Annotated in this window: 18 protein-coding genes and 1 pseudogene; 10 read left to right on the forward strand and 9 right to left on the reverse strand. The window is 72.8% G+C overall.

Going from position 1 to position 25,654, the window contains the following annotated elements; all coding sequences use genetic code 11:
- Nucleotides 1-27 precede the first annotated feature (27 nt).
- Together WMF28_RS15795 and WMF28_RS15800 are read right to left on the reverse strand one after the other, a co-directional pair.
- Entirely contained in the window at nucleotides 28-366 is a 339-nt protein-coding gene (locus WMF28_RS15795) for a GxxExxY protein (RefSeq protein WP_437603064.1), read from the reverse strand.
- A 15-nt stretch (nucleotides 367-381) separates the two neighbouring features.
- Nucleotides 382-2,295 carry a M6 family metalloprotease domain-containing protein gene (locus tag WMF28_RS15800; RefSeq protein ID WP_437603065.1) on the reverse strand — a complete coding sequence of 638 codons (1,914 nt, stop codon included), beginning with the start codon at nucleotides 2,293-2,295 and terminating at the stop codon, nucleotides 382-384.
- A 297-nt stretch (nucleotides 2,296-2,592) separates the two neighbouring features.
- Between WMF28_RS15800 and WMF28_RS15805 the strand changes: the two genes are divergently transcribed.
- Together WMF28_RS15805 and WMF28_RS15810 are read left to right on the forward strand one after the other, a co-directional pair.
- Nucleotides 2,593-4,020, forward strand: a complete 1,428-nt coding sequence (locus WMF28_RS15805; protein WP_437603066.1) for a sigma 54-interacting transcriptional regulator — start codon at nucleotides 2,593-2,595, stop codon at nucleotides 4,018-4,020.
- The gene (locus tag WMF28_RS15810; RefSeq protein WP_437603067.1) at nucleotides 4,017-7,334 is read left to right on the forward strand and encodes a protein kinase domain-containing protein; all 3,318 of its coding nucleotides are present in this window, start codon (nucleotides 4,017-4,019) and stop codon (nucleotides 7,332-7,334) included. The genes WMF28_RS15805 and WMF28_RS15810 overlap by 4 nt, the downstream gene beginning before the upstream one ends.
- A gap of 22 nt (nucleotides 7,335-7,356) precedes the next feature.
- Here WMF28_RS15810 and WMF28_RS15815 read toward each other — a convergent pair whose 3' ends face one another.
- Nucleotides 7,357-8,211: a hypothetical protein gene (locus WMF28_RS15815; RefSeq protein WP_437603068.1), complete on the reverse strand. Its 855-nt coding sequence runs from the start codon at nucleotides 8,209-8,211 to the stop codon at nucleotides 7,357-7,359.
- A 113-nt stretch (nucleotides 8,212-8,324) separates the two neighbouring features.
- On the opposite strand from WMF28_RS15815, the gene WMF28_RS15820 reads away from it, so the two are divergent.
- From WMF28_RS15820 to WMF28_RS15835, 4 genes are all read left to right on the forward strand, one after another.
- On the forward strand, nucleotides 8,325-8,528 hold the full coding sequence (locus tag WMF28_RS15820; protein ID WP_437603069.1) for a hypothetical protein: 204 nt from the start codon (nucleotides 8,325-8,327) through the stop codon (nucleotides 8,526-8,528).
- Between the two features lie 26 nt (nucleotides 8,529-8,554).
- On the forward strand, nucleotides 8,555-9,040 hold the full coding sequence (locus tag WMF28_RS15825; RefSeq protein WP_437603070.1) for a 3'-5' exonuclease: 486 nt from the start codon (nucleotides 8,555-8,557) through the stop codon (nucleotides 9,038-9,040).
- 200 nt (nucleotides 9,041-9,240) lie between these two features.
- Entirely contained in the window at nucleotides 9,241-9,987 is a 747-nt protein-coding gene (locus WMF28_RS15830; protein WP_437604264.1) for an AAA family ATPase, read from the forward strand.
- 133 nt (nucleotides 9,988-10,120) lie between these two features.
- Nucleotides 10,121-10,459 carry a hypothetical protein gene (locus tag WMF28_RS15835; RefSeq protein ID WP_437603071.1) on the forward strand — a complete coding sequence of 113 codons (339 nt, stop codon included), beginning with the start codon at nucleotides 10,121-10,123 and terminating at the stop codon, nucleotides 10,457-10,459.
- A 74-nt stretch (nucleotides 10,460-10,533) separates the two neighbouring features.
- Here the strand turns inward: WMF28_RS15835 and WMF28_RS15840 are convergent, their stop codons facing one another.
- Complete coding sequence (locus tag WMF28_RS15840; RefSeq protein WP_437603072.1) at nucleotides 10,534-10,842, reverse strand: hypothetical protein; 309 nt, start codon at nucleotides 10,840-10,842, stop codon at nucleotides 10,534-10,536.
- A 361-nt stretch (nucleotides 10,843-11,203) separates the two neighbouring features.
- Here WMF28_RS15840 and WMF28_RS15845 point away from each other — a divergent pair, with 361 nt between their 5' ends.
- Nucleotides 11,204-13,495, forward strand: a complete 2,292-nt coding sequence (locus WMF28_RS15845; protein WP_437603073.1) for an McrB family protein — start codon at nucleotides 11,204-11,206, stop codon at nucleotides 13,493-13,495.
- Nucleotides 13,492-15,114, forward strand: a complete 1,623-nt coding sequence (locus tag WMF28_RS15850) for a DUF2357 domain-containing protein (RefSeq protein ID WP_437603074.1) — start codon at nucleotides 13,492-13,494, stop codon at nucleotides 15,112-15,114. The genes WMF28_RS15845 and WMF28_RS15850 overlap by 4 nt, the downstream gene beginning before the upstream one ends.
- Nucleotides 15,115-15,165: 51 nt before the next feature.
- On the opposite strand, the gene WMF28_RS15855 is transcribed toward WMF28_RS15850, so the two are convergent.
- On the reverse strand, nucleotides 15,166-15,570 hold the full coding sequence (locus WMF28_RS15855) for a calcium-binding protein (RefSeq protein WP_437603075.1): 405 nt from the start codon (nucleotides 15,568-15,570) through the stop codon (nucleotides 15,166-15,168).
- Nucleotides 15,571-16,148: 578 nt separating this feature from the next.
- On the opposite strand from WMF28_RS15855, the gene WMF28_RS15860 reads away from it, so the two are divergent.
- Complete coding sequence (locus WMF28_RS15860; RefSeq protein WP_437603076.1) at nucleotides 16,149-18,545, forward strand: SEC-C metal-binding domain-containing protein; 2,397 nt, start codon at nucleotides 16,149-16,151, stop codon at nucleotides 18,543-18,545.
- 91 nt (nucleotides 18,546-18,636) lie between these two features.
- Nucleotides 18,637-18,835, forward strand: a pseudogene (locus tag WMF28_RS15865) (MerR family DNA-binding protein); the annotation flags it as partial.
- A gap of 345 nt (nucleotides 18,836-19,180) precedes the next feature.
- Here WMF28_RS15865 and WMF28_RS15870 read toward each other — a convergent pair.
- The 4 genes from WMF28_RS15870 to WMF28_RS15885 are packed head-to-tail and all read right to left on the reverse strand — an operon-like array spanning nucleotide 19,181 to nucleotide 25,652.
- Nucleotides 19,181-20,794 carry a hypothetical protein gene (locus WMF28_RS15870; protein WP_437603077.1) on the reverse strand — a complete coding sequence of 538 codons (1,614 nt, stop codon included), beginning with the start codon at nucleotides 20,792-20,794 and terminating at the stop codon, nucleotides 19,181-19,183.
- 6 nt (nucleotides 20,795-20,800) lie between these two features.
- On the reverse strand, nucleotides 20,801-22,132 hold the full coding sequence (locus WMF28_RS15875) for a hypothetical protein (protein ID WP_437603078.1): 1,332 nt from the start codon (nucleotides 22,130-22,132) through the stop codon (nucleotides 20,801-20,803).
- On the reverse strand, nucleotides 22,129-23,112 hold the full coding sequence (locus tag WMF28_RS15880; protein WP_437603079.1) for a hypothetical protein: 984 nt from the start codon (nucleotides 23,110-23,112) through the stop codon (nucleotides 22,129-22,131). The genes WMF28_RS15875 and WMF28_RS15880 overlap by 4 nt, the downstream gene beginning before the upstream one ends.
- A complete protein-coding gene (locus WMF28_RS15885) occupies nucleotides 23,112-25,652 on the reverse strand; it encodes a type VI secretion system Vgr family protein (RefSeq protein WP_437603080.1) in 2,541 nt (846 codons plus the stop codon). Before WMF28_RS15885 ends, WMF28_RS15880 begins: the two co-directional genes overlap by 1 nt.
- Between the last annotated feature and the right edge of the window lie 2 nt (nucleotides 25,653-25,654).

Genomic DNA, 25,654 nt, shown 5'->3' on the forward strand with positions numbered 1-25,654 from the left:
ACGGGTCGCACCACGGATGCCGACGGGTCACACCATGGATGACGGCGGCTCCCGGCCGGATGACGACGGCCCGAGCCCGTACGACGATGGCTCCAGCCCGTAGCACGACGGCTCCCGGTCGAATGACGGCGAGCTCCGCCTCGGATGACGAGGACTCCTCGCGGCGTGACGACGGTTTCCGCCTCGATGCCGGCGGCGCTGCTCACCACCGAGTGTGACATCGAGACGGTCGCCACGCTCGAGATGCGCTCCCTTGTAGATGAGTGGGAGCGGACGCTCAAAGCTCAGGCCGCGAAGCGAGAGCTCATGGCAAAGACAGTGCTCGTACGTGGATTCAAGCAATCCAGGGCCGAGATGCCGATGCACTTCGAACCACGCCGCTCAGTCGCACTCCCCCACGCTCCACATCCCCGGCGCCTCCACGTGGAGCGTGACGATCTCGCTCTTGTCGAACCCCAGGTCCTGATGCGCGCCCGTGGTGCGGTATCCGAGGAAGATCTGCTCCTCCTCGCCGACGTCCAGGATCTGCTTCTGAACGCGCCCATGGATCTCGTGCTCCGCCACCGACGCCGTGATCGCATTGCAGTCGAACGGCACGTAGCTCACGTGGGCGAGCATGATCGGGCCGGAGGCGGTGAAGTCCGTGACCGACAGCCCCGTGAACTGCCCGTCCGCGTCGTCGCTGCTCGGATCGGTGAGCGGCGTGAAGGTCCGGCCCCCCTCCTCGTTGTAGACGTTGGCGAGCGAGCTCGGCGAGCCCGAATTGCTCGCCATGAACGCGATCTTCCCGCTGCCCGCTTTCTTCGCCTCATCGACGCGGTAGATCCCGACGCCGCCGGAGACGTCATCGAAGTTGAACCAGCGCTGCAGGCCGCGGTCATAGCCCTCGTTCTGGCGGTTATCGAGAAGGAAGTACTGGTCCGGATCCGAGGTCTCGATCTTGTAAATCGTCGGCTCGACGCTCTGCCCGAAGAACTCCGCGCCGTCCGACTGGACGATGGGAATGTCCTGCGGCGCGGCCCCGGGTGCGATCACGGTCGGCGCGAGGAATCCGGCATGGATCCGGCTCCAGGCGCCCATTGCCACGGGCACCGTGCCGGCGGGCGAGCCGCTCGTCGCCCCCCAGCTCCCGCTCGACATCACGCACCACGCCCCGAGCGGGGTCGGGCCCTTGTAGAGATCCGGGAGGCCGACCGCCGCGTGCCCGAGCTCGTGGACGATGACCCCCACGGTCGCCGGCATCGTTGTGGGCACGCCGCCGACCGAGTGGATCTGCCGCTCGCCGAGCGCGACGTAGCCGGTGAGGGACTTCCCGTCCAGGGTGATCGGCGTGTCGAAGCCCTTCGCGTGGGCCCAGACGGACGGCGTCTTCTGCGTGTTCGCGGCCTCGTAGCCGGCCACGACGAAGACCACGTTGAGCTCGTCGCCGCGGATCTTGCCGTCCGCGTTCTTGTCGAACGAGGCGAAGTCGACGTACGGATTCGCCATCACCAGCGCCTCCTTCAGGTACAGCTGGATCAGGGAATAATCCTTGTGGCTGTTCGGGTGCGCGAACGGGAGCCGGATCCGGACGATGCCGTCATTGGCGGTGCCCTGGGTCTCCTTCACGCGGGTGAAGGAGAACTTCCCGCGCGACATGTCGGCGTAATAATGGTTCACCGAGCCCGGGAGGCTCCCGTACATCGTCTGCTTCCAGTACGCGATGTCGGTCGAGAAGGTGCCAGTGAACGCGCCCGGGGCGGTGAGCCCGCCCCCCTGGGTGAACTCCAGCAGGATCGTGAGCAGCGGGCGCCGGACCCCGGTGGTCACGGTCGGACCCGCCGCGTACGAGAGCCGGCCCGGGGAACGCGCGATCGCCGCCTCCCACAGGGCGTCGAGCGCCTCGTCGTCGATGCGCGGGAGCAACGCCGGATCCACGCGGCCGCCCTGCGAGCGGAGATCGCGGACAAGCACCCCGGAGGGGACGAGCGCGAGGGCGCCGCTGCGCCTGTTCGTTCCGAGCTCGGCGACCTCGTAGTCGCCCGAGAGGGCGTTGAGCACGACGACCGTGCCGTCCGCCATCCGGAGGTAGTCGAAGTGCTCGTCGCCGATCACCTCGGCGCGGAAGGTCGCGCCGGTCGGATCGAGCGGGATCGCGCGGATCCCGGGCTCGGCGCTCACCGCGGCCGCCGGACGGCTCACCGAGACGGCGCTCGCCAGCACGGCGAGCCCGACGAGCCCGAGCCGCGCCCCGCGCCCCGCGCCGAAGATCCCCTGGTGCTCCACGTTGCCTGCGCCGCTGGTTCGAGACGTCATGTCCACATCCTCCTCAATCCGCGTTCGCTCGCGTTCGATGAGGACGCATCGCAACCCGCGTGCCGCCCTCGGTCGGCGGCGCGGCTCGCCGTGCTTTCAGGCCGATCCGCGCATCTCCGGCGATCGCCGCGCCGCGCGCCGACACGCCGCCGGGACACCTGTCGCGCGCGCGTGACGGCCGCTGTCGCGCGCGCGTGACAGCGGCCCCGCCGGTGCGGTTCCGCAGGCGCCGGCGCGTTCTCGCGGGCGCACGGGTTCCGGGTTGACGCGGCCCTCTCCAGGGGCACCATGGCGCTCATGAGCGACGATCCCGGGGCGACCTGCACGCTCACGAGCTTCGATCAGGGGCGTTCCCTCCGGCTCCCGGCGGTCTCGGTGACGGTCACCCTCCCGGACAGGCGCACGCTCACCGCGCCGCTCGATCTGCGCCCGCTCATCGTGGGGGCGGGCGCCGACTGCGATCTGGTCCTCTCCGATCCGCGCGCCTCGCGCAGGCACTGCGAGATCCGGATGACCGAGCAGGGGGTGCTCCTGCGCGACCTGGGCAGCAAGAACGGCACGCTGGTCCGCGACATCCGGATCCGCGAGGCCTTCCTCCCGCCCGGCGTCCCCGCCACGGCCGGCGGCTCCGAGATCGTCGTCGGCCCCGCGGGCCCCGCGGCGGTCCTGCCCCTCTCGGCCGCGGACGCGTTCGGCGGCGCCGCGGGCCGGAGCCTCACCATGCGCGCGCTGTTCGCCAAGCTGGAGCGCGCCGCCCCGACCGACGAGACCCTGCTCCTGCTCGGCGAGTCCGGCACCGGCAAGGAGGTGCTGGCGCAGGCGATCCACGCGCGGAGCCGCCGCAACGACGGCCCCTTCGTGGTCGTCGACTGCGGCGCCATCGCGCCGAACCTCGTCGAGAGCGAGCTGTTCGGCCACGCCCGGGGCGCGTTCACGGGCGCCGCGGCGGCGCGGCCGGGCCTGATCGAGCAGGCGAACGGGGGCACGCTCTTCATCGACGAGATCGGCGAGCTCCCGCTCGAGCTCCAGCCGAAGCTCCTCCGCGCCATCGAGGGGCGGCAGATCCGGCGGCTCGGCTCGAACGACTGGGCGCCCTTCGACGCGCGGATCGTGGCCGCCACGCACCGGAACCTGCGCGCGAAGGCCCAGGACGGCTCGTTCCGGGCCGATCTCTACTTCCGCCTCTCGGTGGTGGAGGTCCACGTCCCCGCGCTCCGGGAGCGCAAGGACGACATCCCGCTCCTCGTCGAGCGCTTCCTCCTCGCGCGGGATCCGCCGCGCGCCCTCGCCGACCTGCCGCCGGGCGCGCTCCCGCTGCTGGAGGCCTACGACTGGCCCGGGAACGTGCGCGAGCTCCGGAACACCGTCGCGCGCCTCGTCCTCTTCCCCGAGCTGCTCCACGAGATCGTCGGCGCCGGGCCGCCGGCGCCGCAGGGGGCCGCGAGCCCGGATCCCACGGGCGCCTCACCCTCCGGCGGGGCTCCCACGGGCGCCTCGCCCTCCGGCGCGGCGCCCGTGGGGCCCGGGGATGCCCGCCTCCGCACGCTCCTCGAGCTGCCGCTGCCCGAGGCGCGCGAGGTCGTGCTGGAGGAGCTGGAGCGCGCCTACGTCACCGAGAAGCTCCGCCAGCACGGGGGCAACATCTCGCAGGCGGCCGACGCGATGGGCGTCTCCCGCCAGCTCGTCCACCGGCTGATCCAGCGCCACGGCCTCCGCGCCCGATGATCCCGCCCGCGGACGCCGACGATCCCCGCATCCCGGCCCCGCCGAGGCCGCGGCGCGGCCGCGACGACGCGACCCTCACCGGCCCGGCCCCGCCCGGCGCGCCCGAAGCCCTGCCCGGCGCGCCCGAGGCCACCGCCGACCTCGGCCTCGGCGAGGAGGGCCAGCGCGCCTCCGCCGCGCCGGAGGCTTCCTCGCCGATCCCGCCCTCGCTCCACGCCCGCTTCGAGGACTTCCACCTCCTCGGCCGCGGCGGCATGGGCGTCGTCTACCGGGCCCGGGATCTCCGGCTCGGCCGGCGCGTGGCCATCAAGCTCCTCTCGGCGGGCGCGCAGGTCGACGGGAGCCTCCTGCGCGAGGCGCGCTCCCAGGCGCGGCTCCGCCACGAGAACGTCTGCGAGGTCCACGAGGCCGGCGTCGCCGATCGCGTGCCCTTCCTCGTGATGCGCCACATCGACGGCCCCTCGCTCCAGGAAGCCCGCGGCGATCTGACCCTCGAGGAGAAGGTGCGCGTGGCCCGCGCCATCGCCGCGGCGCTCCACGAGGCGCACCGGCTCGGCCTCGTGCACCGCGACGTCAAGCCGAGCAACGTCATGCTGGAGCGGGGCGAGGACGGCGCCTACCGCCCCTACCTCATGGACTTCGGCATCGCGCGCGACGCGGCCGAGAGCGGGCTCACCCTCACCGGCGCCCTCCTCGGAACCCCCGCGTACATGGCGCCCGAGCAGGCGGCCGGGAGGGTGCGCGCCCTCGACCGGCGGACCGACGTCTACGGCCTGGGCGCGACCCTCTACGCGCTGCTCGCCGGCCGCCCGCCGTTCGTGGGGGGCACGGTGATGGACGTGCTCCGCCAGGTGCTGGAGGCGGACGCGCCGCCGCTCCGGACGCTGGACCGCGACATCCCCCGGGATCTCGAGGCGGTGGTGATGCGCTGCCTCGAGAGGGAGCCCGGCGCCCGCTACGAGTCGGCGCGGGCGCTCGGGGAGGACCTGCAGCGCTTCCTCGACGGCGATCCCGTGCTCGCGCGCCGCGCCTCCCTCGGCCGCCGCCTCGCCCGGCTGGCGCGGCGCCATCGGGCGGCCGTCTCGGGCGCGAGCGCGCTCGTCGTCGCCGCGCTCGTCGTCGCCGGCCTCTTCGTCCGGGACCGGCGCGCCGCGGCGGAGCAGGCCACGCTGGCGCGCGAGCTCGGCGAGACCGTGAAGGAGATGGAGCTCTTCCTCCGCGGCGCCCACGGGATGCCGCTCCACGACGTCGAGCGCGAGCGCGACGTGGTCCGCGCCCGGCTGAAGACGGTGGAGGCCCGGATGGCGCAGGCGGGCGACCGCGGCCGCGGCCCCGGGGAGTACGCGCTCGGCCGCGGCCTGCTCGCGCTCCAGGAGCCGCGCGCCGCCCTCGAGCACCTGCGGGCGGCCGAGGAGGCCGGCTACAGGTCGCCGGGGCTCGACTACGCCGCCGGGGTGGCGCTCTCCGAGCTCTACCGCCGCGGCCTGGAGGAGGCCCGCCGCCTCCGCAATCCGGCGCAGCGCCAGGCCCGGATCGCCGCGCTCGAGGCCGAGCTCAAGGCCCCGGCGGTCCGGCACCTCCGCGCGGCGCTCGGCGGCGCCATCGAGGCGCCCGGGTACGTGGAGGGGCTGCTCGCGCTCGCCGAGGGCCGGCACGAGGAGGCGCTGGAGAAGGCCCGGGCCGCGTTCGCGGGGGCGCCCTGGCTCCACGAGGCGAAGAAGCTGGAGGGCGACGTGCTCTTCGCGATGGGGAGCCGTTACCGCCACGACGCCGCCTTCGATTTCGAGAAGATGAAGGGGTATTTCGATCGCGCCGCCGAGGCCTACGGGATCGCCGCCGATCACGGCCGCTCCGACCCCTCGGTCCACGCCGGCGCGTGCGAGCTCTGGACCCAGACCATGAACGCCGCCGGCAAGCACGGCGCCTCGATGCGCCCGAGCTTCGAGCGGGCGCGGGAGGCCTGCGGGCGGGCGCTCGCGGCGAGCCCGCGGAGCCCCGAGGCGACCGTGAAGCTGGCCTGGGTCCACGGCTGCTTCGCCTGGTGGGTCGCGAGCGGGATGCAGCCGGGCGAGGACGTGGCGGCGGCCCTCGGCGAGGCCACCGCGCGCGCCGAGGAGGCGCTCGCCAGGAGCCCGGACGACGCCATGGCGCGGTACGTGGCCGCCGGCGTCTTCCGGGCGCGGGCGTTCCACGCGGACCTGATCGGCCGCGACCAGGGCGAGGCCGTCGAGCGCGCCATCCAGGGCTACGAGGCCGCGCTCGAGCGCGAGCCGGACTTCGCCTGGGCCCTCAACGAGCTCTGCGCCGTGTACGCCGAGCGCGGCCGCTACAGGTCGCTGCGCGGCATCGACCCGGCGGGCTCCTTCGAGCGCGCAGAGGCCTGCTGCGACCGCGTCCTGGCGCTCGATCCCGGCTTCGGCAGCGCGCGCTCCTCGCGGCTGATCACCGGCATCTACGAGGCGGAGCACCTCGTCCGCGCCGGCCGCTCCCCCGAGGCGGTGGTGCAGCGGACGCACGGGGTGATTGACTCAATGCGTCAAATGGACCCTTCCTGGAGCTGGGCGCCCTACTGGCGGGTCTGGCTGGACCACGCGCTGGCGCTGCATGCGCTCGACGCGGGCGCCGATCCCGGCCCGGCGCTCGCGCGCGCGCAGGCGAGCGCGCGGGAGATGGCGCCGGACGCGGCCACCTTTCCGGAGTCGTTGCGCGCGATGCTGGCGATGCTCGAGGCGCGCGTCCGGCTGGCGCGGGGCGAGGACCCGGCGGCCTCGCTCCGGATCGTGCGCGAGGCGCTCGATCGCAGGATCGCCGGGGCGCCGTGGGACGTGTCGGACCGGGTGCAGCGCGCCGAGGCGGAGCTCCTCGCCTTTGCGTGGAGCGCGCGGCGGGGTCGTCCGGACGCGGCGCGGCTCGACGCGGCGCTCGTGCCGGTCGGCCCTCTGCTGCTCGGCGAGCCGCGCGCCGAGCCCCGGCTCCACGCGCTGCTGGCCGAGATCCACGAGGCGCGCGCGGCGCTCGGGGCGGGCCGCCGGGAGGACGCCGCCGCGGAGATCGCCGAGGGGCTCCGGCACGCGGGCGTCGCGCTCGGGCTGAACCCGCGGTCCGACCGGGCGCTCGTGGCCCAGGGCGGGCTCTTTCGCCTGCGCGCGGCGGCGGCGCTCGACGCGGCCGCCCGGAGGGAGGCCACCCTGGGCGAGGCCGCGGCCCTCGAGGCGGCGATCCAGGCGAACCCGCTGCGCGCCCGGACCGTGGGCGCGCGCCTCGCCGAGGCGCGGCGGCTCGCGGGCGAGGCGCCCGCCCCCGCCGCGCCCTGAGCACCCCCGGGCGCCCCGGAGATCAGCGACGGCGACGGGGAGGGGGTTTGCACCAGTCGGCCACGGGGTCGTTCAGCCACGTCATCGTGCACGGCTTCTCGTTGCAGATGTACTGGCCGTCCGCCGGCGCCCCGACGGGTTTGCAGGCGGGGTTGAACTCCAGGTACCCCATGTAGTTGAGGCCGCAGGCCCCGACCTCGTGGCAGTACCGCTGCTCCAGCGCCGCCTTGGCGTCGATCCCGCACCCCTGCGCGAACGCGTACGTCGGGTAGACGTCCACGTTGACGGAGAGCGCGCTCCCGGCGTGCGCGCACCAGACCGCCTCGCCGTGGATGAACCCCGTGTGGTCCCCCTCGTCGTCGACCACGTTGAGGCCCGTGAGCAGGACCTCGACGCCATCTGTCTTGTCGTTGACGAACGCGACCACGCACTCCAGCACGTTGTCGATCACGCTCAGGGGGAGCCCCCCCTGCGCCCAGCTCGACCCGCCGGCCACCATCCCTCGCCCCGTGTAGGCGCTGTCGCCGTGGGTCACGACGCTGTCCTTCGCGAGGGCGCAGCGGACGGTGTGATCGAAGACCTCCTCGCCCTCCGGGGTTCCGAGGATCCCGGTGCCGACGATCCCCGGGTTGAGCGTGTCGTCCGCCTGGAGCAGCGGGAGCAGCAGCGCCTGGACCACCTGCCCCTTCCATGTGTGCCACGCCTGCTTCGGGGTGCCGTTGGTGTCCTGGCCTCCGGGCTTGCCTATCATCGCCTCGAGCCCCGGCCCATGGATCTCTCCGTCGATCTCCGACGCCGGCCCGCAGGCCGCCGGGAGGAGCCCGACCCCCATCATCATCATCATCGTCATCCCGAGCGCACGACCGGATCGGTTCATCGCGATCTCCTCACACAGAGAGTTTAGAGCCTTCGTTCCGGCAGGCTTGCCGATCAAGGAGGCAAGTGGCGATGCTCGCCGCCCTGCGCACCGGAGACAAGGGAGCACGCGCCGTGCCACGCCTGCGAGCGGGGTGCGATCCGCGGATCGCCCGTGCTCTTTGCAGGGGGCTGTCGCGCTGGATCGAGGCGCAGGGCAAGCGCGCCGACGCGCAGGCCTTGTGCATCGAGCGGTACGACGAGCGCCGGCAGGAGGTGACGCCCCCGTGCGAGCGGTTCGACTACGAGGTCTGGAAGCCGTATACGTCGACTCCGTGACGTACGATCGGCACACTTCGGCCCGCATGACCACCTTCGTCGCCCTCGACTTCGAGACCGCCGACCGCTACCGCGACAGCGCGTGCGCCGTCGGCGCGGTGCGGGTCGAGGGCAATCGCATCACCCACCGCGTGCATCACCTGATCCAGCCGCCGCGGCGAACCTTCGAGTTCACCGGGGTACATGGCATCTCCTGGGCGCGCGTCGCCGGCGAGGCCCGGTTCTCGGAGGTGTGGCGAAGGGTGGCTCCGCTGCTCGAAGGTGCCGAGTTCATCGCTGCCCACAACGCGAGCTTCGACCGCTCGGTCCTCCGGGCCTGCTGCGCCGCCTTCGCCATGGATCCTCCGCGGCTGCGCTTCGAGTGCACGGTGCAGCTCGCGCGGACGCGCTGGCAGATCCGCCCCACGACCTTGCCGGACGTGTGCCGCCACCTCGGCCTCGCGCTCCGCCACCACGACGCCCTCAGCGACGCCGAGGCCTGCGCGGGGATCGTGCTGGCCGCGCGGGCCTGAGCTGCGCGCCGAGCGCCCGGGGGGACGTGCGTCGCCGCCGTTCGATCGACCCGCCGGGGCGTGTATACTCGCCGCGTGCGCGCACTCCATCCTGCATGCAACGCGCTGTCTCCGTGCGCGCTGCTCCTCGCCGCCGCCGCCGCCGTCGCCTGCTCGTCCGGCGAAGAGGCGGGCGCAGCGTCGGCGGCCTCGATCTCCTCATGAAGCGCGCCCACCTCCCGGGCGGCTTCATCCGCTCCGTCCAGCTCCTGCGCGAGCGGGTCGAGGACTTCTCCAGGTATCCGTTCAGCATCCCCGCCGTGCGCGCCCTCGAGGAGCTCGCGCTCCATCCCAAGGTGACCTTCTTCGTCGGCGAGAACGGCTCCGGCAAGTCGACCCTCATCGAGGCGCTCGCGCTGCTGGCCGGCTTCAACGCCGAGGGCGGCTCGAAGGGCTTCAACTTCGCGACCCGGCGCTCCGAGTCCGAGCTGCACACAGCGATGCGGCTCGTGCGTGGGGCGCGCCGGGAGAAGAACGGCTTCTTCCTGCGCGCCGAGAGCTTCTTCAACGTCGCCACGCAGGTGGACGAGCTGGCCGCGACCCAGTTTTACGGCGGCACGTCGCTGCACGAGCAGTCGCACGGCGAGTCGTTCCTGGCCCTGGTGAAGCACCGGTTCAAGCCCGAGAGCCTCTTCCTCCTCGACGAGCCGGAGGCCGCGCTGTCGCCCGCAAGGCAGCTCACGCTGCTCGCGCGCATGCACGAGCTCGTCGAGCGGGGGCGATCGCAGTTCATCGTCGCGACGCACTCGCCCATCGTGCTCGCCTATCCGGACGCGACGATCTACCGGCTCTCCGAGGAGGGGATCGCGGCGGTGGCGTACGAGGAGACGGAGCACTTCGCGCTGACGCGGGATTTCCTGCTGCACAGGGAGCGGTTCTTCCGGGAGCTCTTCAGGGAGGATGAGTGAAGATCGCGCGAGGGGTGCTAGGCGAACCGAGGCCCGGCGCACTTGACTGGACCGGCGCGCGTGTGGCCCAAACAACGGGGAATCCTCGGTAAGCCGGCGCCGCCGGCGCGTCGCGGGATGAAGGGGTGGCTCCATGGGCGAAGAGCAACGCTGGTTCGATGACCTCCCGGTGATCGGTCGCCCCCCTGCAGAGCGGGCGGCGGTGCTCCGCGCGATCGACCCGCCGCCGGACGCCGAGGTGCAGGCGCAACCGAAGGGGTTCTTCTCGTCCGTGCCAGACCCGTGGGACCATACGTCGCACGCGTTCGGCTTCCTCCCGCCGGGCTTCCCTGCCTTGGGCCTCGTCGAGGTGAAGCCCGCAAGCCAGACTATTGCAGACGAAAAATACAGCTTCCTTCGCACGAAGGCGACGTTTCAGCGATGCATGGAGGCTGCCGATGACAAGTACGGTTGGAAGAAGCAGCCGCTCTAGCGAAAACCGAGCGCCGATGAGCTCGTCACGTCGATGGCAGATCGTCGTCCTCCGCGTCTCCGAACCAGCGCACGCTACGCTGGCACGTACTCGCCCGCCCGGAAGGGAGACTGGAAGCGGGTCGCGTCCGCGGCGCTCACCGCGCTCCACTTGAGCGCGTGCAGGTAGGCGCCGGAGTGGGAGGGGGGATCGAGCCGCGAGCTCTCGCCGAGGCCGTGGGTCTCCGGCTCGACGACGCGCGCGCCGAGCTCGAGGTTCCAGAGCACGTCGAGCTGGCGTCCAGGATCGTCGTCGTCGAGGCAGACCAGGCGAACGAGCGGCGACTCATCGCCCGTGCCCGAGACGACGTCGTCGACGAGCCACTGGCGATGCCGGGCGTGCACGATCGGCTCTTGGCCGGCAGGCCGTCCGCGGTCGCGGCCGCCGGTCGCACCGTCGCCGTCCGCGGTCGCGGCCGCCGGTCGCACCGTTGCCGCCCGCGGGTCGATACCCGCGGCCTCGAGCGGCAGCGCCATGGTCTCGCCGACGAGGGCTTCCTCGACGCCGGACTATGTGAAAGACTGTGCGGCAGTCCAGCCACGGTGAGCTCGGACCGCGAAGCGATTGAGAACCACGGTGTAGGGTGAGCGGCCGAATTGCGCGAGCCTGTCGGGCAGCCGAGCGTCGATCGCAGCGAGGCGCCACCGTCGGGTCGGCACCGGTAGGCCGTAGTGGACGGCACCTGATATTACCGAGGGAGTCGATATGTTGACCGATGAACAGCTCAAAGCCCTCTGGAAGGGCTTCGCCCCACCCAGCTGGGCGACGTGGCAAAAAAACTACCTCGACTTCCTCACCTGGGCGCACGGCACCCCCGAGCCCGAGCTGCGCACCGAGGCCGCGCAGAAGAAGCTCTGGAACGCCCGCGCGATCACGCCTGCCGGCTATGGCGACGCCATCAACGTCGATGCGCTCCTCGCCGATCCCGGGTTCGTGGACGCCATCGTCGGCCTCCGCGGGCGCGCCTGGCCGTCCGACGTCGCCGCCCGAGCGGCTGCAATCCAGGACGAATACGAGCGCATCCTCGGCATGGCCGTGGCGCGCGACGTCAAACCCAGGCCGTACGCCAAGCTCCAGCGGCTGGTCGGCGCGCTGCTGCCCGCCGAGCTGACGTGCGTGCTCAGCTACGACGCCGTCCGGCACGCCGCAAAGCTACTTCTCGGCGACGCGAGTGACCCCCAGCTCGTGGCCCAGGTGCAGATGCGCGCGCGGCTCCGGGCCGTGCTCGGCGAAGAGAAGAACCTGGCCGAGCACGTGCGACGCTCGACCTTCTGCTGGTGGATCCATGAGAACTACGAGCGGCTGGCGGCCGGGCAGATGCCGCCCTGGAAAGGCAATGTGGCCGTCGACAGCGAAGCGATGCGCCCACCCGAGGACAAGCTGCCTTCGCTCGTGGTCTGGCCATTCGCGAAGCAGTACGTGGGCTATCTCGCGGTGCGCAACTTCGCCGGTGCGTACCGCGCTGTGGTGCAGGCGGCGCTTCCAGGGCTCTCGCAAGACGACCTCGTGGGCGTGCTGCAGGCGAGCGGAAGCTTCGACAATGTCCCGACTCCATTGCTGCGCCAGCTCATCATCCGGGCCAAAGGCCTCGGGTTCATCGAGGAGCGCGGCGGTCTGCTCTACGCCACGAAGGACGGCGACGAACTGCTCGGCAGCGAGCAGCTGGACATCCTTATCGAACGCTTCTTCGAGCGCGTCTTCGGCTTCGCCCAGCTCCTCCGGCACCTCGACGAGCACCCAGGGTCGACCGATGAGGCCGTGGTCGGCGCCCTGCAGGCGCTCTATCCCAACTGGACCACCGCGCGCGTTCCCAGCGATCTCCGGAACTGGAGCAGCTACCTCGGCTTGCTCCAGCGCGACGAGCACGGCGGGCTCTTCCTTACGCAGTACGGCAAGGCGTGGGTCGCCAGGCTCCCCAAGAATCTGCCGAAGCCTCCGCCCGAGGCGAGCCCCGGTATGGATCCGCGGACGCCCATCGTCTCGCTGCCCGCGATCCCGTATCCGGCCTTCGACGCCATCCTCGCGCGCTTCAAGGCCGATCCGGAGATCGCCGACTTCGTCTTCGAGGACCGCCAGCTCGCCACCCTTCACGCCGCCTGGCGCAGCAACCCACGCAAGCGGTTCGTGCTCCTGTCCGGGCTCTCGGGCACCGGCAAGACGGCCGTCACGCTCTGCTACTCGCGCGCCGTCTGCGAGCTGATGGGGATCTCCGTCTCCGAGCACCGGGAGATCGTGCCCGTCTCGCCCGACTGGCGGGATCCCTCCGGGCTGCTCGGCTACTTCAACGCCCTGCACGCCGACCCCACGTTCCAGGCCGAGCCCGCGCTCCGGCTCGTCCTGCGCGCTGCCGCCGACCCGGGGCGGCCCTACTTTCTCATCCTCGACGAGATGAACCTGGCCCGCGTCGAGCGCTACTTCGCGCCGTTCCTCTCGGCCATGGAGACGGGCGAGGATCTCGTGCTCCATGCCAATGGCGTCGATGTCAACGACGTTCCCCCGCGCGTGCCCTGGCCGGCGAACCTCCACATCGCGGGCACCGTCAACATGGACGAGACGACCCACCCGTTCAGCGACAAGGTGCTGGACCGGGCCTTCACGCTCGAGTTCTGGGACGTGGATCTCAAGAGCTTCTTCGAGCGCGCCGCGGCCAAGGCGCCCGGCAAGCGGCTGCTGGAGGTGGAGGAGGCGCTGTGCGAGCTGCACGGCGCCATGCGCGAGGTCCGCCGGCACTTCGGTTACCGCACGGCCGGCGAGGTCCTCGCGTTCATGCACGCCGCTCCGGAGCTGGGCGGCATGGCGCCGGCGGCGTTCCTCGATCAGGCCGTGTTCTCGAAGGTGCTGCCGCGCCTGCGCGGCGAGGATACGCCGGCGTTCAAGGGCGCGCTCGAGGCCCTCATGGGGATCTGCAAGCGCCGCAGCCTCGCTGTGAGCGAGGTGAAGCTCGGGAGCATGATGGAGCTGCTCAAGCGCACCGGCGTGACCCGGTTCTGGGCATGAGCCTCCAGGTCCGCGACGCGGCCGGCGCGGACGAGCGCGTCGTCGACGGCGTCCTGCATCTGGAAGAGGCAAGGACCTACCACGTCAATGCTCCCCCGGGCGCCGGCGCCCCGCGGGCGTGGCTCGGGCCGCGGGAGTTGCCCTGGAGCGAGGAGCGCGGGTCGTTCACGCTCGACGTGGGCCAGTGGGTCGGCTCGGCGTCGCTGAGGGTGGCGCACGGCGCGCAGGAGACGGTGGTCGCCGTCGAGGTGGCGCCGCGCAGAGAGAAGCTCTCCGAGGGCGCGTGGCTGGCGCTGCTCGCGGACCTCGAGGCGTGGTCGCCGGGCCTGGCCATAGGCCTCGAAGGCGGCGGCGTCGGCACCGTGCAGACGGAGGGCACCACGGCCACGGTCCTCGCCGCAGCCCTGTTGCCGCTGGTGCCGGCGCTTGTCCGTGCTGTTCGCGCCATCGCCGCCGCGCCGCGGGAGCTCGCGACGGCGACGCGCGAGGATGTGCCGCTGCGCGCCGTGCGGCGAGCGGATCGGGAGACGCTCCACTGGCTCGCGCGGCACCCGGCGGCTGCGTGTGCGGTGGACCCCTGGTTGGCTGCTCGCGCCGGCCAGCTGGACCCGTACGTGCCGCAGGACACGACGCACGAGACCATCGATCACCCGGTGAACCGCTATATCGCCTGGCTCGTCGGACGGGTCGCTCGCGTGCTCGGCGACCTGGGCGGCGCGCTCGGCCGCGCCGCCGGGAATCCACGGCTGCAGCCGGACACGGCGCAATGGTGCCGCGCGCGAGCGCGCGCGGCGGCTGGCGCGGCGGACGAGCTGTCGGCCACGTTGCGCCGGACGTTCCTCGGGTCGTTGACGCCCACGCCCGCCACCGAGGCCGCGCTCCTTGCGGTGCAGGACGACCCTGTCTACGCCCGAGCCCACGCGCTGGCTCGGCCTTTCCTCTCGCCGCGGTTCCGCCTGCGCGAGTCGCTGGACGGCGGCGAGGCCCCGGTGCGCCCGAGCTTCGAGCTCTACGAGCTGTGGGCGCTGCTCGCCGTCCAGCGGGCGCTCGCCGAGGCCCTCGACGGGTGGACGTGGACCTGGCGGCAGGCACCGGCGAGCGAGCTTCTCGCCGGCTTCGGGGCGGGGGCGGCGTTCACCGCGAGGCGGGCGGAGGATGGGGCGCGGGTCGTCATCCGGTACAACATGACGTTTCCTGGATACCTCGCCCGGGGGACCTCGGATCGATACAGCGTCTCGGGTGAGCGTCGACCCGATATCGTGATCTCGTTCGAGCCGCCCGGCGGCCCGCGTTCCTGGATCTGTCTGGACGCCAAGTACCGGGTACGTCGGGAGGCGCTCGCGGACGCCTTCGTGTCGCTCCACATCTACCGCGACGCGCTGCGGTGGGAGACGTTCGGCGGCACGTGCCGCGGTGGGCTGCTCCTCGCCCCGGCGGTCGATCCGGAATGTCAGCCTTGGTTCGCGGCCGAGTTCCGTGAGCGGTTCGGGATCGGAGCCTGGCGGCTGACGCCCGGGGAGCCGCCGGACCTCGCGCTGGCCAGGCACATCCTCGCCATGGCAGGCGAACCTGCGCGGGCGTGGGCGCCGGCGACGGGAGCGCCCCCTCGCGATGCTTAGCCGCCCGACGGGGCCATCGAGCTTGCCTTGATGAGATCTCCGCCCGCTCCTTCACCCGTCGCCGCGCCGGAAAAAGCGATAGGCCTCGATCCACTCGAAGCCCTTGGGTGGAGACTTCGGCAGCGGTAGATCCAGGACCGGGATGCGCTGCATGCGCGCACCGTGCTTGCAGGTGGCCACGATCTCCTCGGCGTCATCGAAGTCGATGCCGGTGACCTGAACTGGAACACCGAGCAACTCCGTCTCGAAGGGGACGTCGAGGTGGTCCTCCATCATGGTGAAGAATCCGACCCGCTGCTCGGACTCTCCGTAGGCGTCGACGATCGCCTCCTCGACGAGCCCCCTGAGCCGTGCCTCGTCGATCTCCGGTCGTGTCGGCCGCGCCGTCCTGCGCGATGTGCCCGCCACGCGCTTCGGCGTGTCGGACCTCTTCGTTCGCGAGCTTCGTGTAGCCATCGCGCATCTCCGCTGGATCTTGAACCGCGCCCTCGCAGGTCTTCGCCGCATCACGGGTATCCCCGCGCGTCAATTGGGTGCCGTGCTCCCGTGAGCACGACGAGCAAATTGATGGAGAGGTAATTGCCTCGCGTACTCCCAGTCGATGACGGCGAACGGCCCGCTCCGCCTCGCGGAGCTCGGTGAGGCCTCCCGGAGCTCGAGAAGGCGACCTCGAGGGCCCGCTTCGCGTGCGCCCATCCCGGTCCGGCATCGCGTAATCCAGTTCTCATCTGCGCGCCGACTCATCGCACGAACGAAGGCCGAAGTGGAGCCTCCTTGTGCACGAGCACCGATCTCACGCGAGCCGGGCAGGGGAGCGCAACGAGCCATCCTCCATCCACCCATGCATTGCTGACAGAGCCAACAAATTACCAATATTTCGGAGGAAGGCACCGCTTTCGAAGCAGCAGAATGCCGGCTCTGCCATGGAAAAATTGGCTGGCTGATCGGAATGCGTCGTGAGCCCCACACGAGATCTTCGTGATTCGATGGCTCATCTCCTCGTCTCGCCCGTGGATCGCGTACTCTCCGCCGCGATGGGAAAGAAGGTCGGACGCAACGAGCCCTGCCCGTGCGGCAGCGGTCGCAAGTACAAGAAGTGCTGCCTCACGAACGGCGCCGGCGCCGGCGCGCCGTACACGACGGCGGATCGTCATGCTGCGCTGCAAAGGCTCCTGCTCTCGGTTCATCCCGACGAGCTCGACGACGCCAGGGACCGGTTCTGGGGCAAGCATCTCCCGCTCCGCGAGCGGTGGACGGACGCCGCTCTCCTGGAGATGGCGGAGGTTGCGTTCCAGTTCTGGCTCTTCTTCGACGTCGACGTGCTGGACGAAGGCCTGACGCTCGCGGACGAGATCCTCCAGCACGGCCGCGACCTCGGCCACGGCGAGCGGAGATACCTGGAGATGGGTCGCAAGAGCTCCCTGCGCCTTTACGAGGTGATCGGCGTCGAACCGGGAGCGAGCCTCACCCTGCGCGACGTGCTCCACGGCGGCGAGGTCCGCGTCCGCGAGCGGGCCGGATCGCGCTCCCTCCATACCTGGGACCTCGTGGCCGCGCGCGTGATGCAGAAGGGCGCCTCCGGGCAGCCCGAGATCGACGGAGGCCTCCTCCCTATCCAGAGCCGCTTGCGCGATCCCCTGGTGAAGCACCTCGCGCAGCTGAACGCCGAGCGCGACGAGGCCTCGCTCCGCGAGGCGTACGCGCTCGTGTTCTTCGACGCCTGGATCGGCCCTGGCCTCCCGAACCTCGCGAACTACGACGGCGACCCGGTGCTCCTGACGCAGGTCCACTTCGACGTGATCGACGAAGGCAAGCTCGTGGCGGCGCTCGACCGCGCGCGCGATATCACCCGCGCCGGCGAGGCGCAGGTCTGGTCGTGGGTGGGCAAGGGCGCGCAGCGCCAGGAGACGGTCTCCCGCGCCTTCCTGCGCGTCGACCAGGGGCGCCTGGAGATCCAGACCAACTCCCGCGAGCGCGGCGAGGCCGTGAAGGCCCTCGTCGAGCGGCTCGCGGGCGCCTCGGTGAAGCACCGCAGCACCGAGCACCAGGACCTGGAGCAGGCCGTGCTCGCGCACACGCCGGAGGAGGGCGACCTCAGGCCCGCGGCGGCGCCGGACGAGCTGCGCCAGGTCGTCGTGCAGATGCTCCAGCAGCACTACGAGAAGTGGCTCGATGAGCCGGTGCCGGCGCTCGACGGAGCCACGCCACGCGCAGCCGCAGCGGTGGACGGGCTGCGGCCCCGCGTCGCCGGGCTCATCGAGGAGCTCGAGCGGATGTACGAGCGCGCGCTCGTGGAGGGGTCGGGCGCGTTCGATCCCACGTGGATCTGGGAAGAGCTAGAGCTCGAAGACCTCGCGCGCGGCCGATCGCGCAAGCAAGCCGCGCCGCGGCTACCTCACGAGGTCGTCGCGGACCTCGATCCCGATCTCGTGGAGGTCGCCGCCGACCTGGGTGAGCGAGCGCGGCGGGCGTCGCGCGATGATCTGACGCGCGTGATCGAGCGCCAGGAGGTCGAAGGCGATCCCGGCTTTCGCCGCCTCGTGCGCGCGTCGGTTCGAGGCGCGACGGAGGGCGGCGCCTCGGAGTCCGTCGGCACGGCCGGGGGCGGGCGCCTCGCCTCGTGGGTCGGGTTCCTCGCGAACTTCGAGCTCCATCTGCGCAAGATCTTCTGGGTCGACGAGGGGCTCTCGTGGATGCTCGGCGCCACGGCGCTCGACGTCACCGGCGAGGCGCTGCGCCCGCCGTTCACGAGCTTCGCGCTGGTCTTCACCGATCGCTATGCCCTCGGGCTCGCGGAGCGCCTGCTCGCGGAGGATCCATCTGCGCGCCTCCGGGGCCGGATCCTCTCGGTGATCACCGTGTATGTCACCTGCAGCGCGGCGGGGGACGAGCGGGCCGACGTGCGGCTCGCGCTCGTGGCCGACGCCCATGACGGCGGATGGCCCGAGCTCGTCGTACGCGACCTCGCCGTGCGACAGGACGCCCGGATCGCCGAGCTCCTGAGGACCGTCTCGCCCGGCGACGAGGACGGCGAGGAGCTCGAGACGCTCGTCGCCTCGCCGCCGCTCCGCGCCCTGCTCGGCCTCGTCTTCAATGCGATCCTCTACGCGACGAGCGCCGACGCGGACGCCGTGCCCGGCGACCCGCGCGGCGACGACGCTCCTCCGCCGCGCCGCCGCGGCGGCGGCGCGGTCCCGCCCACGGACGGGATCTTCCGGCTGCCTGGCAAGATCGACGTCACCTCGCTGAGGCAGCTCAAGCGCGTGCGCCGCGGCTCCTCCGACGTGCAGGCCATCCGGCGCTGCATGGTACGCGGCCACTGGCGCCGCGCGGGGCGGAGCTGGAAGGACGCGCGCCCGCGGTGGATCAAGCCGTACTGGCGTGGGCCGAGCGCGGCGGCGATCGTCGAGCGGGAGTACCGGCTCACATGAGCCCGGGCGCGGGGCTGGCCCCCTGGGGATAGGACCGGCTGGGCGTGGTCAGGCAATCGCGGCGTGGGTGTCAGGGCTCTCGTCCCCGGATCTCTTCACCCTCGGCCGGGTGGCGGGGTTTTCGCTCGACGAGATCGCGCAGATGTTCGCGCCCGACGGTCGGCTGCGCGTCGAGCGGGAGCGGCTGACCGCCAAGGCCGACGAGCTGGACCGGACCCTCCAGCGACTGGGCGCCATGCGCGACGGCCTGCGCCACCGCAGCGGCGTGCTTCGCGCCGAGCCACATGGAGCGCTCGGGATCCCCGGCACACGCGCCGGAATGCGGTCCGGAAGGGGTCTCGAGCCCGCGCGAGCGCTCTGGATTGCGATCCGGAGGGGTCCGGACCCCCCATCTGGCACAAAATTATGCGCTTCGAAGGGGCAATTGGCACAAATTTGCGCAATTTCGGACGTTTTTTGGCACAAATTCCGCCGGAAAGACGCTCGACGGAGCGTTTCGGAGGGGTCTGGACCCCGGTGTGTCGCAATGCATTGCGGTTGAGCCAGTGCTCGACCCCCCTCCCTTGGCACAGATGGAGGCTGGCTGGCACATCTCTCCCGCGCATGCCGGGCGTGCTGGCCCCCTGGTGGCAGGCTCACGGCCTGCTCGTGCTCCGGAGGCGCCACGCGCGGTACGAGCTGCAGGCCGCCTCGAACGCGCTGCGCTCGGCGGGGGTCTGGGCGAGCCTCGCCGTCCAGGTGGCGTCGACCAGCGTCCTCTGTGCCGGGGTGAGGCCGTAGCGGCGCAGCGTCTCCGGGGCGCGCTCGGGCTCGAGCGCGAGGTCGACCGTGAGCGACGCGTACTGCTCGAGCGAGAACTGGACCGGCCCGCCGGCGGCTCCGTCCGCGGCCTTCGCGGCCGCCGCGGGGGCGCCGGTGGGCGGAGCCGGGCGCGACGGCGCCGACGGGGGCGCGGGGTTCACGAACGGCAGCGGGTCCGCGCTCTTGCCGCCCGGGCGCGCGCCAGCCGCTGCCGGAGCGACGGTCGCCCCGAGATCGACGCTCGCCCTGGGACCGCCTGTCGGCCTCGACGGGGGCGAGGAACCGGCGATGAACGGCAAGATAGGCGACATCACGACGTCTCTCGGATCGACGGTGCTGCCGAAGTCGACGCGCGGCACCGCGGCCGGAGGCGCCTTCGCCTGCACGATCGCCGGCGACGGCGTGGCCGAGCTGGCCGGAGCGCGCTCGCCCGCCTTGGTGCGGGCCGCCTGATAGCGCGTCACCACGGCCTTCACGCGACCCTGGAGCGCGGGATCGGCGTTGATGCGACCCTGCCAGTACTGGAACGCCTGCGCCCGCTGCGCGGCCGTCAGCCGGTGCTTCTCGCAGAGCTGCGCCTCCGTCATGCCGAAGAGCGTGTGGTCGGCGAGCATCACCGCATACCGCTCGAGCGGGATGGGCGGCGGTGACTCCTCCGCCGGCGCCTGGCCCCGCGGGGCGGGGTCCTGGAACGGTAGGCCGTCCGTGAACGGGACGGCCGCCATCGCCGTGGTCGCGCCCTTGCGAGCTCTCGCGGGCAGGGCGCGCTCCTCGCGCATCGATGGAGGCGGAGGCGGCTCCATGATCGGGCGCGCGACCTGGACCGGCACCCTCGCGGGCGGCGTCCCGAGCGGCGGCGCCCCGACCGGCGGTGCCCCGACCGGCGGCACTCCGACCGCCGGCGCCCCGACCGGCGGCCCCCCGACCGCCGCCGCCCCGACCGCCGCCGCCTCCACCGCCGCCGCGGCGAGCAGCGGCGACGGCGTCCGCGTCAGGGTCGGACATTCCTCGAGCGGCCCCTCCATGTGGCTCCGGAGCGTCGCGGCGAGCGCCTCGTCCGCCAGGACCCGGTTCGCCCAGCTCGCCTCGAGGCTCGCGTACGTCGCGAGCGGGAGCTCGTGGCGCGAAAGGAACGCGACAGGCTCCGCCGCGGTCACGAAGTGCCGGCGAAAATGGGCCCACGCGCGCACGTCCGACGCGATGGGCTCGAACGTCGGATCGAACCGCCGCTTCGCGGTCAGCAGGGCGGTGTCGAACGCCACGAGCAGCTCGAGATCCGAGGCGGCGCTCTCGTCGATCCCGGCCTGCCAGCGCTCCGACGCCCGCTCCCACTCGGCTGCAGGCACGCCGGCGTGCTCGAGGGCTCGCCACAGGTCGAGCCCGGCCCCGAGCCCGGCCACCACGGCAGCATACGACTCCAACGAGATGACCGTCTCCTGGTTCGACATAAGCCCTCAGCGCGCGAGGCGAGCCAGATCCGACAACGCACCTTCCAGCGTCGCCCCGAACGCATCCCACGCCACCCGCGCCGGTCGGCCGACCCGCGCGAGCAGCTCGTCGGCGCGCACGCGCACGGCCCCGGCCCGCAGATCCGGGCGCCGCATCTCCGCGAGCACCGATCGCGGAGAATGAGGCTCGCCCCCCCGGAGGCGCGCCGGCTCGGCGGCCGCGGGGAGCGCCGCGATCGCCGCCTCCCACGCCGCCACGGTGGGCGCCGCGACGCGGTCGCCCAGGGCCGTCACGAGCGCGCCGTGCGCGTCCTCGTCGACCTCGTCGCTCCCCAGCTCGGCGAGGAGACGCGGAAACAAGGACGGCAGCCCGATCCGCCCCATCGCGTCGAGCGAGCCCGGGGTCGAGGGCAACCCCGCCGCGAGGTCGCGCGCGAGCTCGCCATCGCCCGCGTCGCCCGCGAGCGCGATCACGTCGAGCGCGTGCGGCCCGAGCGCGGCCAGGGCGCGAGGATCCATCCTCCGCACCCGGTCGAGCGGCTCGAGGTCCCGCTGCAGCATCCGCGCGCGCGCCACCTCGTACGCGAAGGCAGGGCCCTCCACCTCGATCCACGAGGCGCGCGCCGGCGCGGGGCGCGCGGGGTCGGGCGGCGTGCGCGCGAGGTACCGCTCGACCGCCGCCTGGACGAGGGGGCTCCGCTCCCGCGCCAGCGCGGCGAGCGCCTCGCCCGCGAGCTCGCCGGGGGGCGTCGCCTCCAGCGCGATCCCCGCGAGGACCGGCTGCTCCAGGCGCGCCGCCCAGCGCCGCGCGCGCTCGCGCAGATCCGCGCTCGGCTGGGTCGCGATCGCCTCCGCGATCTCGAGCACGCCCCCGTACGTGGGGAACGCCGAGCCGTCGAGCGACGCGAGCCACCCCTCGAACGCGTCCTCCACGCCCGCCGCGTCAAGGCAGCCGAAGAGGACCGCCAGCGCCCACGCCGCGCCGGGGTGCTCGAGGTCCGCCTCGCCCGCGAACGCGGCGAGCTCCGCGGGCGTCAGGCCGGCCTCGGCGAGCGCGTCGATGTGCGCGAGGAGGCGGCGCGCGACCTCGGGCCGCTCGAGGTGCGGGCCGGCCCGGTGATCGGCCCCCAGCGCGACCGCCCGCTCCAGGAGGCCGGTCCGCACGTGCTGCTGCCACAGCGCCGCGGACAGCCCCGCCGCCCGCCCGGCGTCGAGGCGGACCTCTCCCTGCCAGTCGAGCGCGCCCAGATCCCGCTCCGCAGGCGGCGGATCCCGCCCGGCGAGGGGCGCGGCGGGGACCACACGCTGGAGCCCGACAGACGCCTTGCGAAGGCTCATGACCGCTCGTCCCCCACGAGCGCGGCGCCCACGGTCCCGTCGCCCGACCGCGCCCAGGCGAGCGCCACGCGGCCGCCGACCTGCCCGGCGCCGGCCGGCCCGGGGAGGGGGAGCCCGTGCCGCAGCCAGGCCAGCGCGAACACCGCCGACATCAGGCCCGCGGCGCTCCCGAAGAGGCCGATCTGCCCCTCGAAGCTCGGCATCTCGGCGCGCTCCAGCCGCGCATTGTGCCGCACGGAGGCGAGATGGAAGTCGCGGATCCGGAGCGGATCCACGTCGAGCGGCCCGACCACCAGCGGCACCGCCGGGCGGAGCCGGAGCGCCGCGAACACGCGCGTGAGCGCGGCGCCGTCGGTAGGTAGATCGTTGTCGTCCCGCGCGTCGCTCTCCGCCGCGGCGTACGCGTGCACCTTGCCCGCGAGCGGCGCGCCCTGACCCGCGCCCGCGATGAGCCGCACCGCGGCCGCGCCCTCCGAGGGGGGCAGGGGATTGCGCGTGAAGGCGGAATAGCGCTGCTCCAGCCACAGCTCGAGGTCCTGCCGCCGGATCTGCGAGTCGACGGCGAGCACCACCACCTCCGGCTCCCTCCGGAGCAGCTCGCGCGCCTCCTGCAGCGCCGGCACGTACGCCGCCGCCCCCGAGCGCCGGCTCACGACGGTGTGGCCCGCGAGCGTCAGGAACCGCGCGACGTCTGCCTCGCCCTCGAGCGCCTCCGGGGGCGCGACGAGGAGGATCGGCGTGCTCCTCGACCCGGGCGCCGCGCGCGCCAGCGCCTGCTTCGCGAGCAGGCGGATGCGCGACGACCACGGGCGCGAGGGGGCGATCCACGGGCAGTGGTGGACGGGGAGGGCCTCGCCGTCGCGCGTCGTGAACGCGCCGCCCGCGTGCGGGCTGACCTCCGCCCGGTGGAAGAAGACATGCTCGCTCGGGCTCAGCCCGAGCGGCGAGACAAGGGAGATCTCCGCGACGCCGAGGGCCATCAGCCGGCGCTCTCCTTGCCTGTGTGCTGGGTCTTGCCGTTGATGGTGATCGTCGCGGACTCGAGGGTGAGGCCGCCGCCGTGCACCGAGACCGTGGACGCGCCGTCGCCCACGTCGAACACCACGGTGCCGCCGTCGAGGGTGAGGGGACCGCCCGCCTGGATCGACAGCGCGCCGCTGGCCTTCACCGCGAACTCGGCGCCCGCGTCGAGCCGGATGGCGCCGCCCGCCTTGAGGGTGTGGGCGGCCTTGACGTTGCGCCCGAGCCCGGCGGTCGCCCGCAGGGAGGTCGCCGCCGCGGTGTCCGACGAGGCGGCCATCGTGAGGCGCGAGATGCGGACCGCGGACGTCGTGTGGCTGCCCCCGATCGCGAAGCTCGACGCGCCGAGCGTCGTCCACTTGAGCGCCCCCGGCGTCTGGATGCCGTGGATCGCGCCGATCACCTCGGTCACCGCGCCGTTCACGACAAGCTTGCGGTGCCCCGGCGCGGCGGCGGCCGCGCCCGCGCCGGCGCCGCCGGGGCCCGCCGCGCCGCCGCCGCCCTGCTGCTCGGCCGCGCGTTGCTGGGCCTGCTCGGACCACGGCGTGAGCCCGGCGCTGTCCGCCGCCGCGACGATGGCGTCGCCGCCGGGGATCCGGCCGGCGACCTCCCCGAGGCCCGTCCGCGCCGCGGCCGTCGCGAGGCCGCTGAGCCCGCCTCGCTGGTACCCCTGGCCGAGCGCCTTGCCCCACGAATAGCCCTTCGTGAGGGCGGCGCCGACCCCGGGGATCTGCCCGACCCCGGCCAGCACCGCCGCCTCGGCGAAGCCCTTGAGCCCGCTGATCGGATCGCCCACCTGCTCGATGAGGTTGGCGCCGATCGAGACGGTCTCGCTCCCTACCTTCGTCGTGCCGGTGGCGTTGATCGTGATGTCCTGATTGCCACCCACGGAAGCCGTCTGGCGGTCGACGCCGACCGTCCACGCGTTCTCGAGGGACAGCGTCTCATTGCCGCTGATCTGCCACGATTGCGCGCCCTTGATGTGGATGTTCTCGAATCCCACGGTCTGGTTCTGCATGTCGACGCCGACGGTCGTCGTCTTGCCGAAGCCGGCGTGCCAGACCATGTGCTGCCGTCCCGCGGCGTCCTCCAGCGAGATCATGTTGGCCTTGCCGCCCCCTGGAGAGCTCACCGTGCCGAGCGCGGTCATCGTCTTGTTGGCGGGCAGGCCGAACGCAGGCAGCTGCCGGCCGTTGAAGGAGCGCCCGAGCACGTAGGGCCGATCGGGGTCGCCGTCCTCGAAGCCGACGAGCACCTCCCAGCCCACGCGCGGGAGGAGCATGGAGCCCGGGAGATTGGCCTGCATCACGCGGATCGGGAGGCTCGATGTCCCGTCCTTCGGGCCCCCGCGATCCCAGGGGAACGCGACGCGCACGCAGCCGGCCGCGTCGGTGTGGATCTCCTCGCCGCTCGCGCCGGTCACCGTGGCGCTCTGGATGCCCGGGACGCGCGGGCGAGGGGTGACGCGCGGGAGCCGGTACGGCACGCCGAGCGGGATCGCCCTCACGTGCAGCCTGCCTTCCGGATCGCCCGCTCTCCAGGTGAGCGAGGTCTCGACGACGAAGTACTTGCCGCTCGGCGAGACGCCCACCGAGAGCGCGGCGTCGGCCTCGAACTGCACGCCGGGGCGGAGCTCGAGCGCCGTCGTGTCGAACTCGAGGACATCGGCGTCGGCCCGCAGCGCCTCGAGCCGCAGCCGCGCCTCGCGCTGCCCCTCGTCCTCGGTGCGGAACCGGCCGGGCGCCTGGTAGACCTCCACCGCCTTCTCCGGATCGAGCCCGCCCTCGGCCTTCGCCTCCAGCTTCACGGCGGGCTTGGCCGGGTCGTGGTCGCGCAGGGCCACCTTGCCGGGGCGGCGTCTGCGGAGCTGCCTGGCGGCGAAGGCCACGCGCTTCCCGGGGTAAAGGCCCGATTCGTCGACGAACATCAGGGGATCCGGCAGGACCTCGGGCGCCCCTTCGGACCTGTCGCAGAGGACGAACGCGTCGAAGCCCTCCCTGGGATCGAACCGGAAGTAGAGGCCCTCTTCCTCGCAGATCCGGCGAAGGAAGACGTCGTCTGTCTCGTTCCACTGGGTGACGTGCTCGCGCTCCGGCGGCGGCTGCGCCTCGTTCACGAAGGCGTCGCCCTGGATGCCGGCGCCGGCGAGGAGCTCCTCCACGATCGCCGCGGCGGTCGTCCTGCGGAACACCCGCGCGTCCTTGCGCAAGGTGAGCCACTCGATGGCCGAGCGGAGGTCGATCGTGGTGAGCCGCTGCGCGCCCGGGTCGGCGGTGGCGACCGCGGTGAGGCCCGCGACGACGCCGTGGTGCACAGCGATCGCGCCGTCGTCGCCGGTGATCTCGATCCGCGCGGGCGTCCCGAGGAGGGCCTCGCCGTCGAGCGGCTCGGGCGTGGAGACGTCGACCTCGGCGCGCGTCGCGCGGCCGAGCGCGCTCACGAGGCGGAGCTCGATGGTGCGGGTGGTCGCCGGAGGATCGAGGGAGAGCGTGACGTGCATGG

Origin of the sequence: Sorangium sp. So ce590, from assembly GCF_051521365.1 — a bacterium.
Lineage (GTDB): Bacteria > Myxococcota_A > Polyangia > Polyangiales > Polyangiaceae > Sorangium.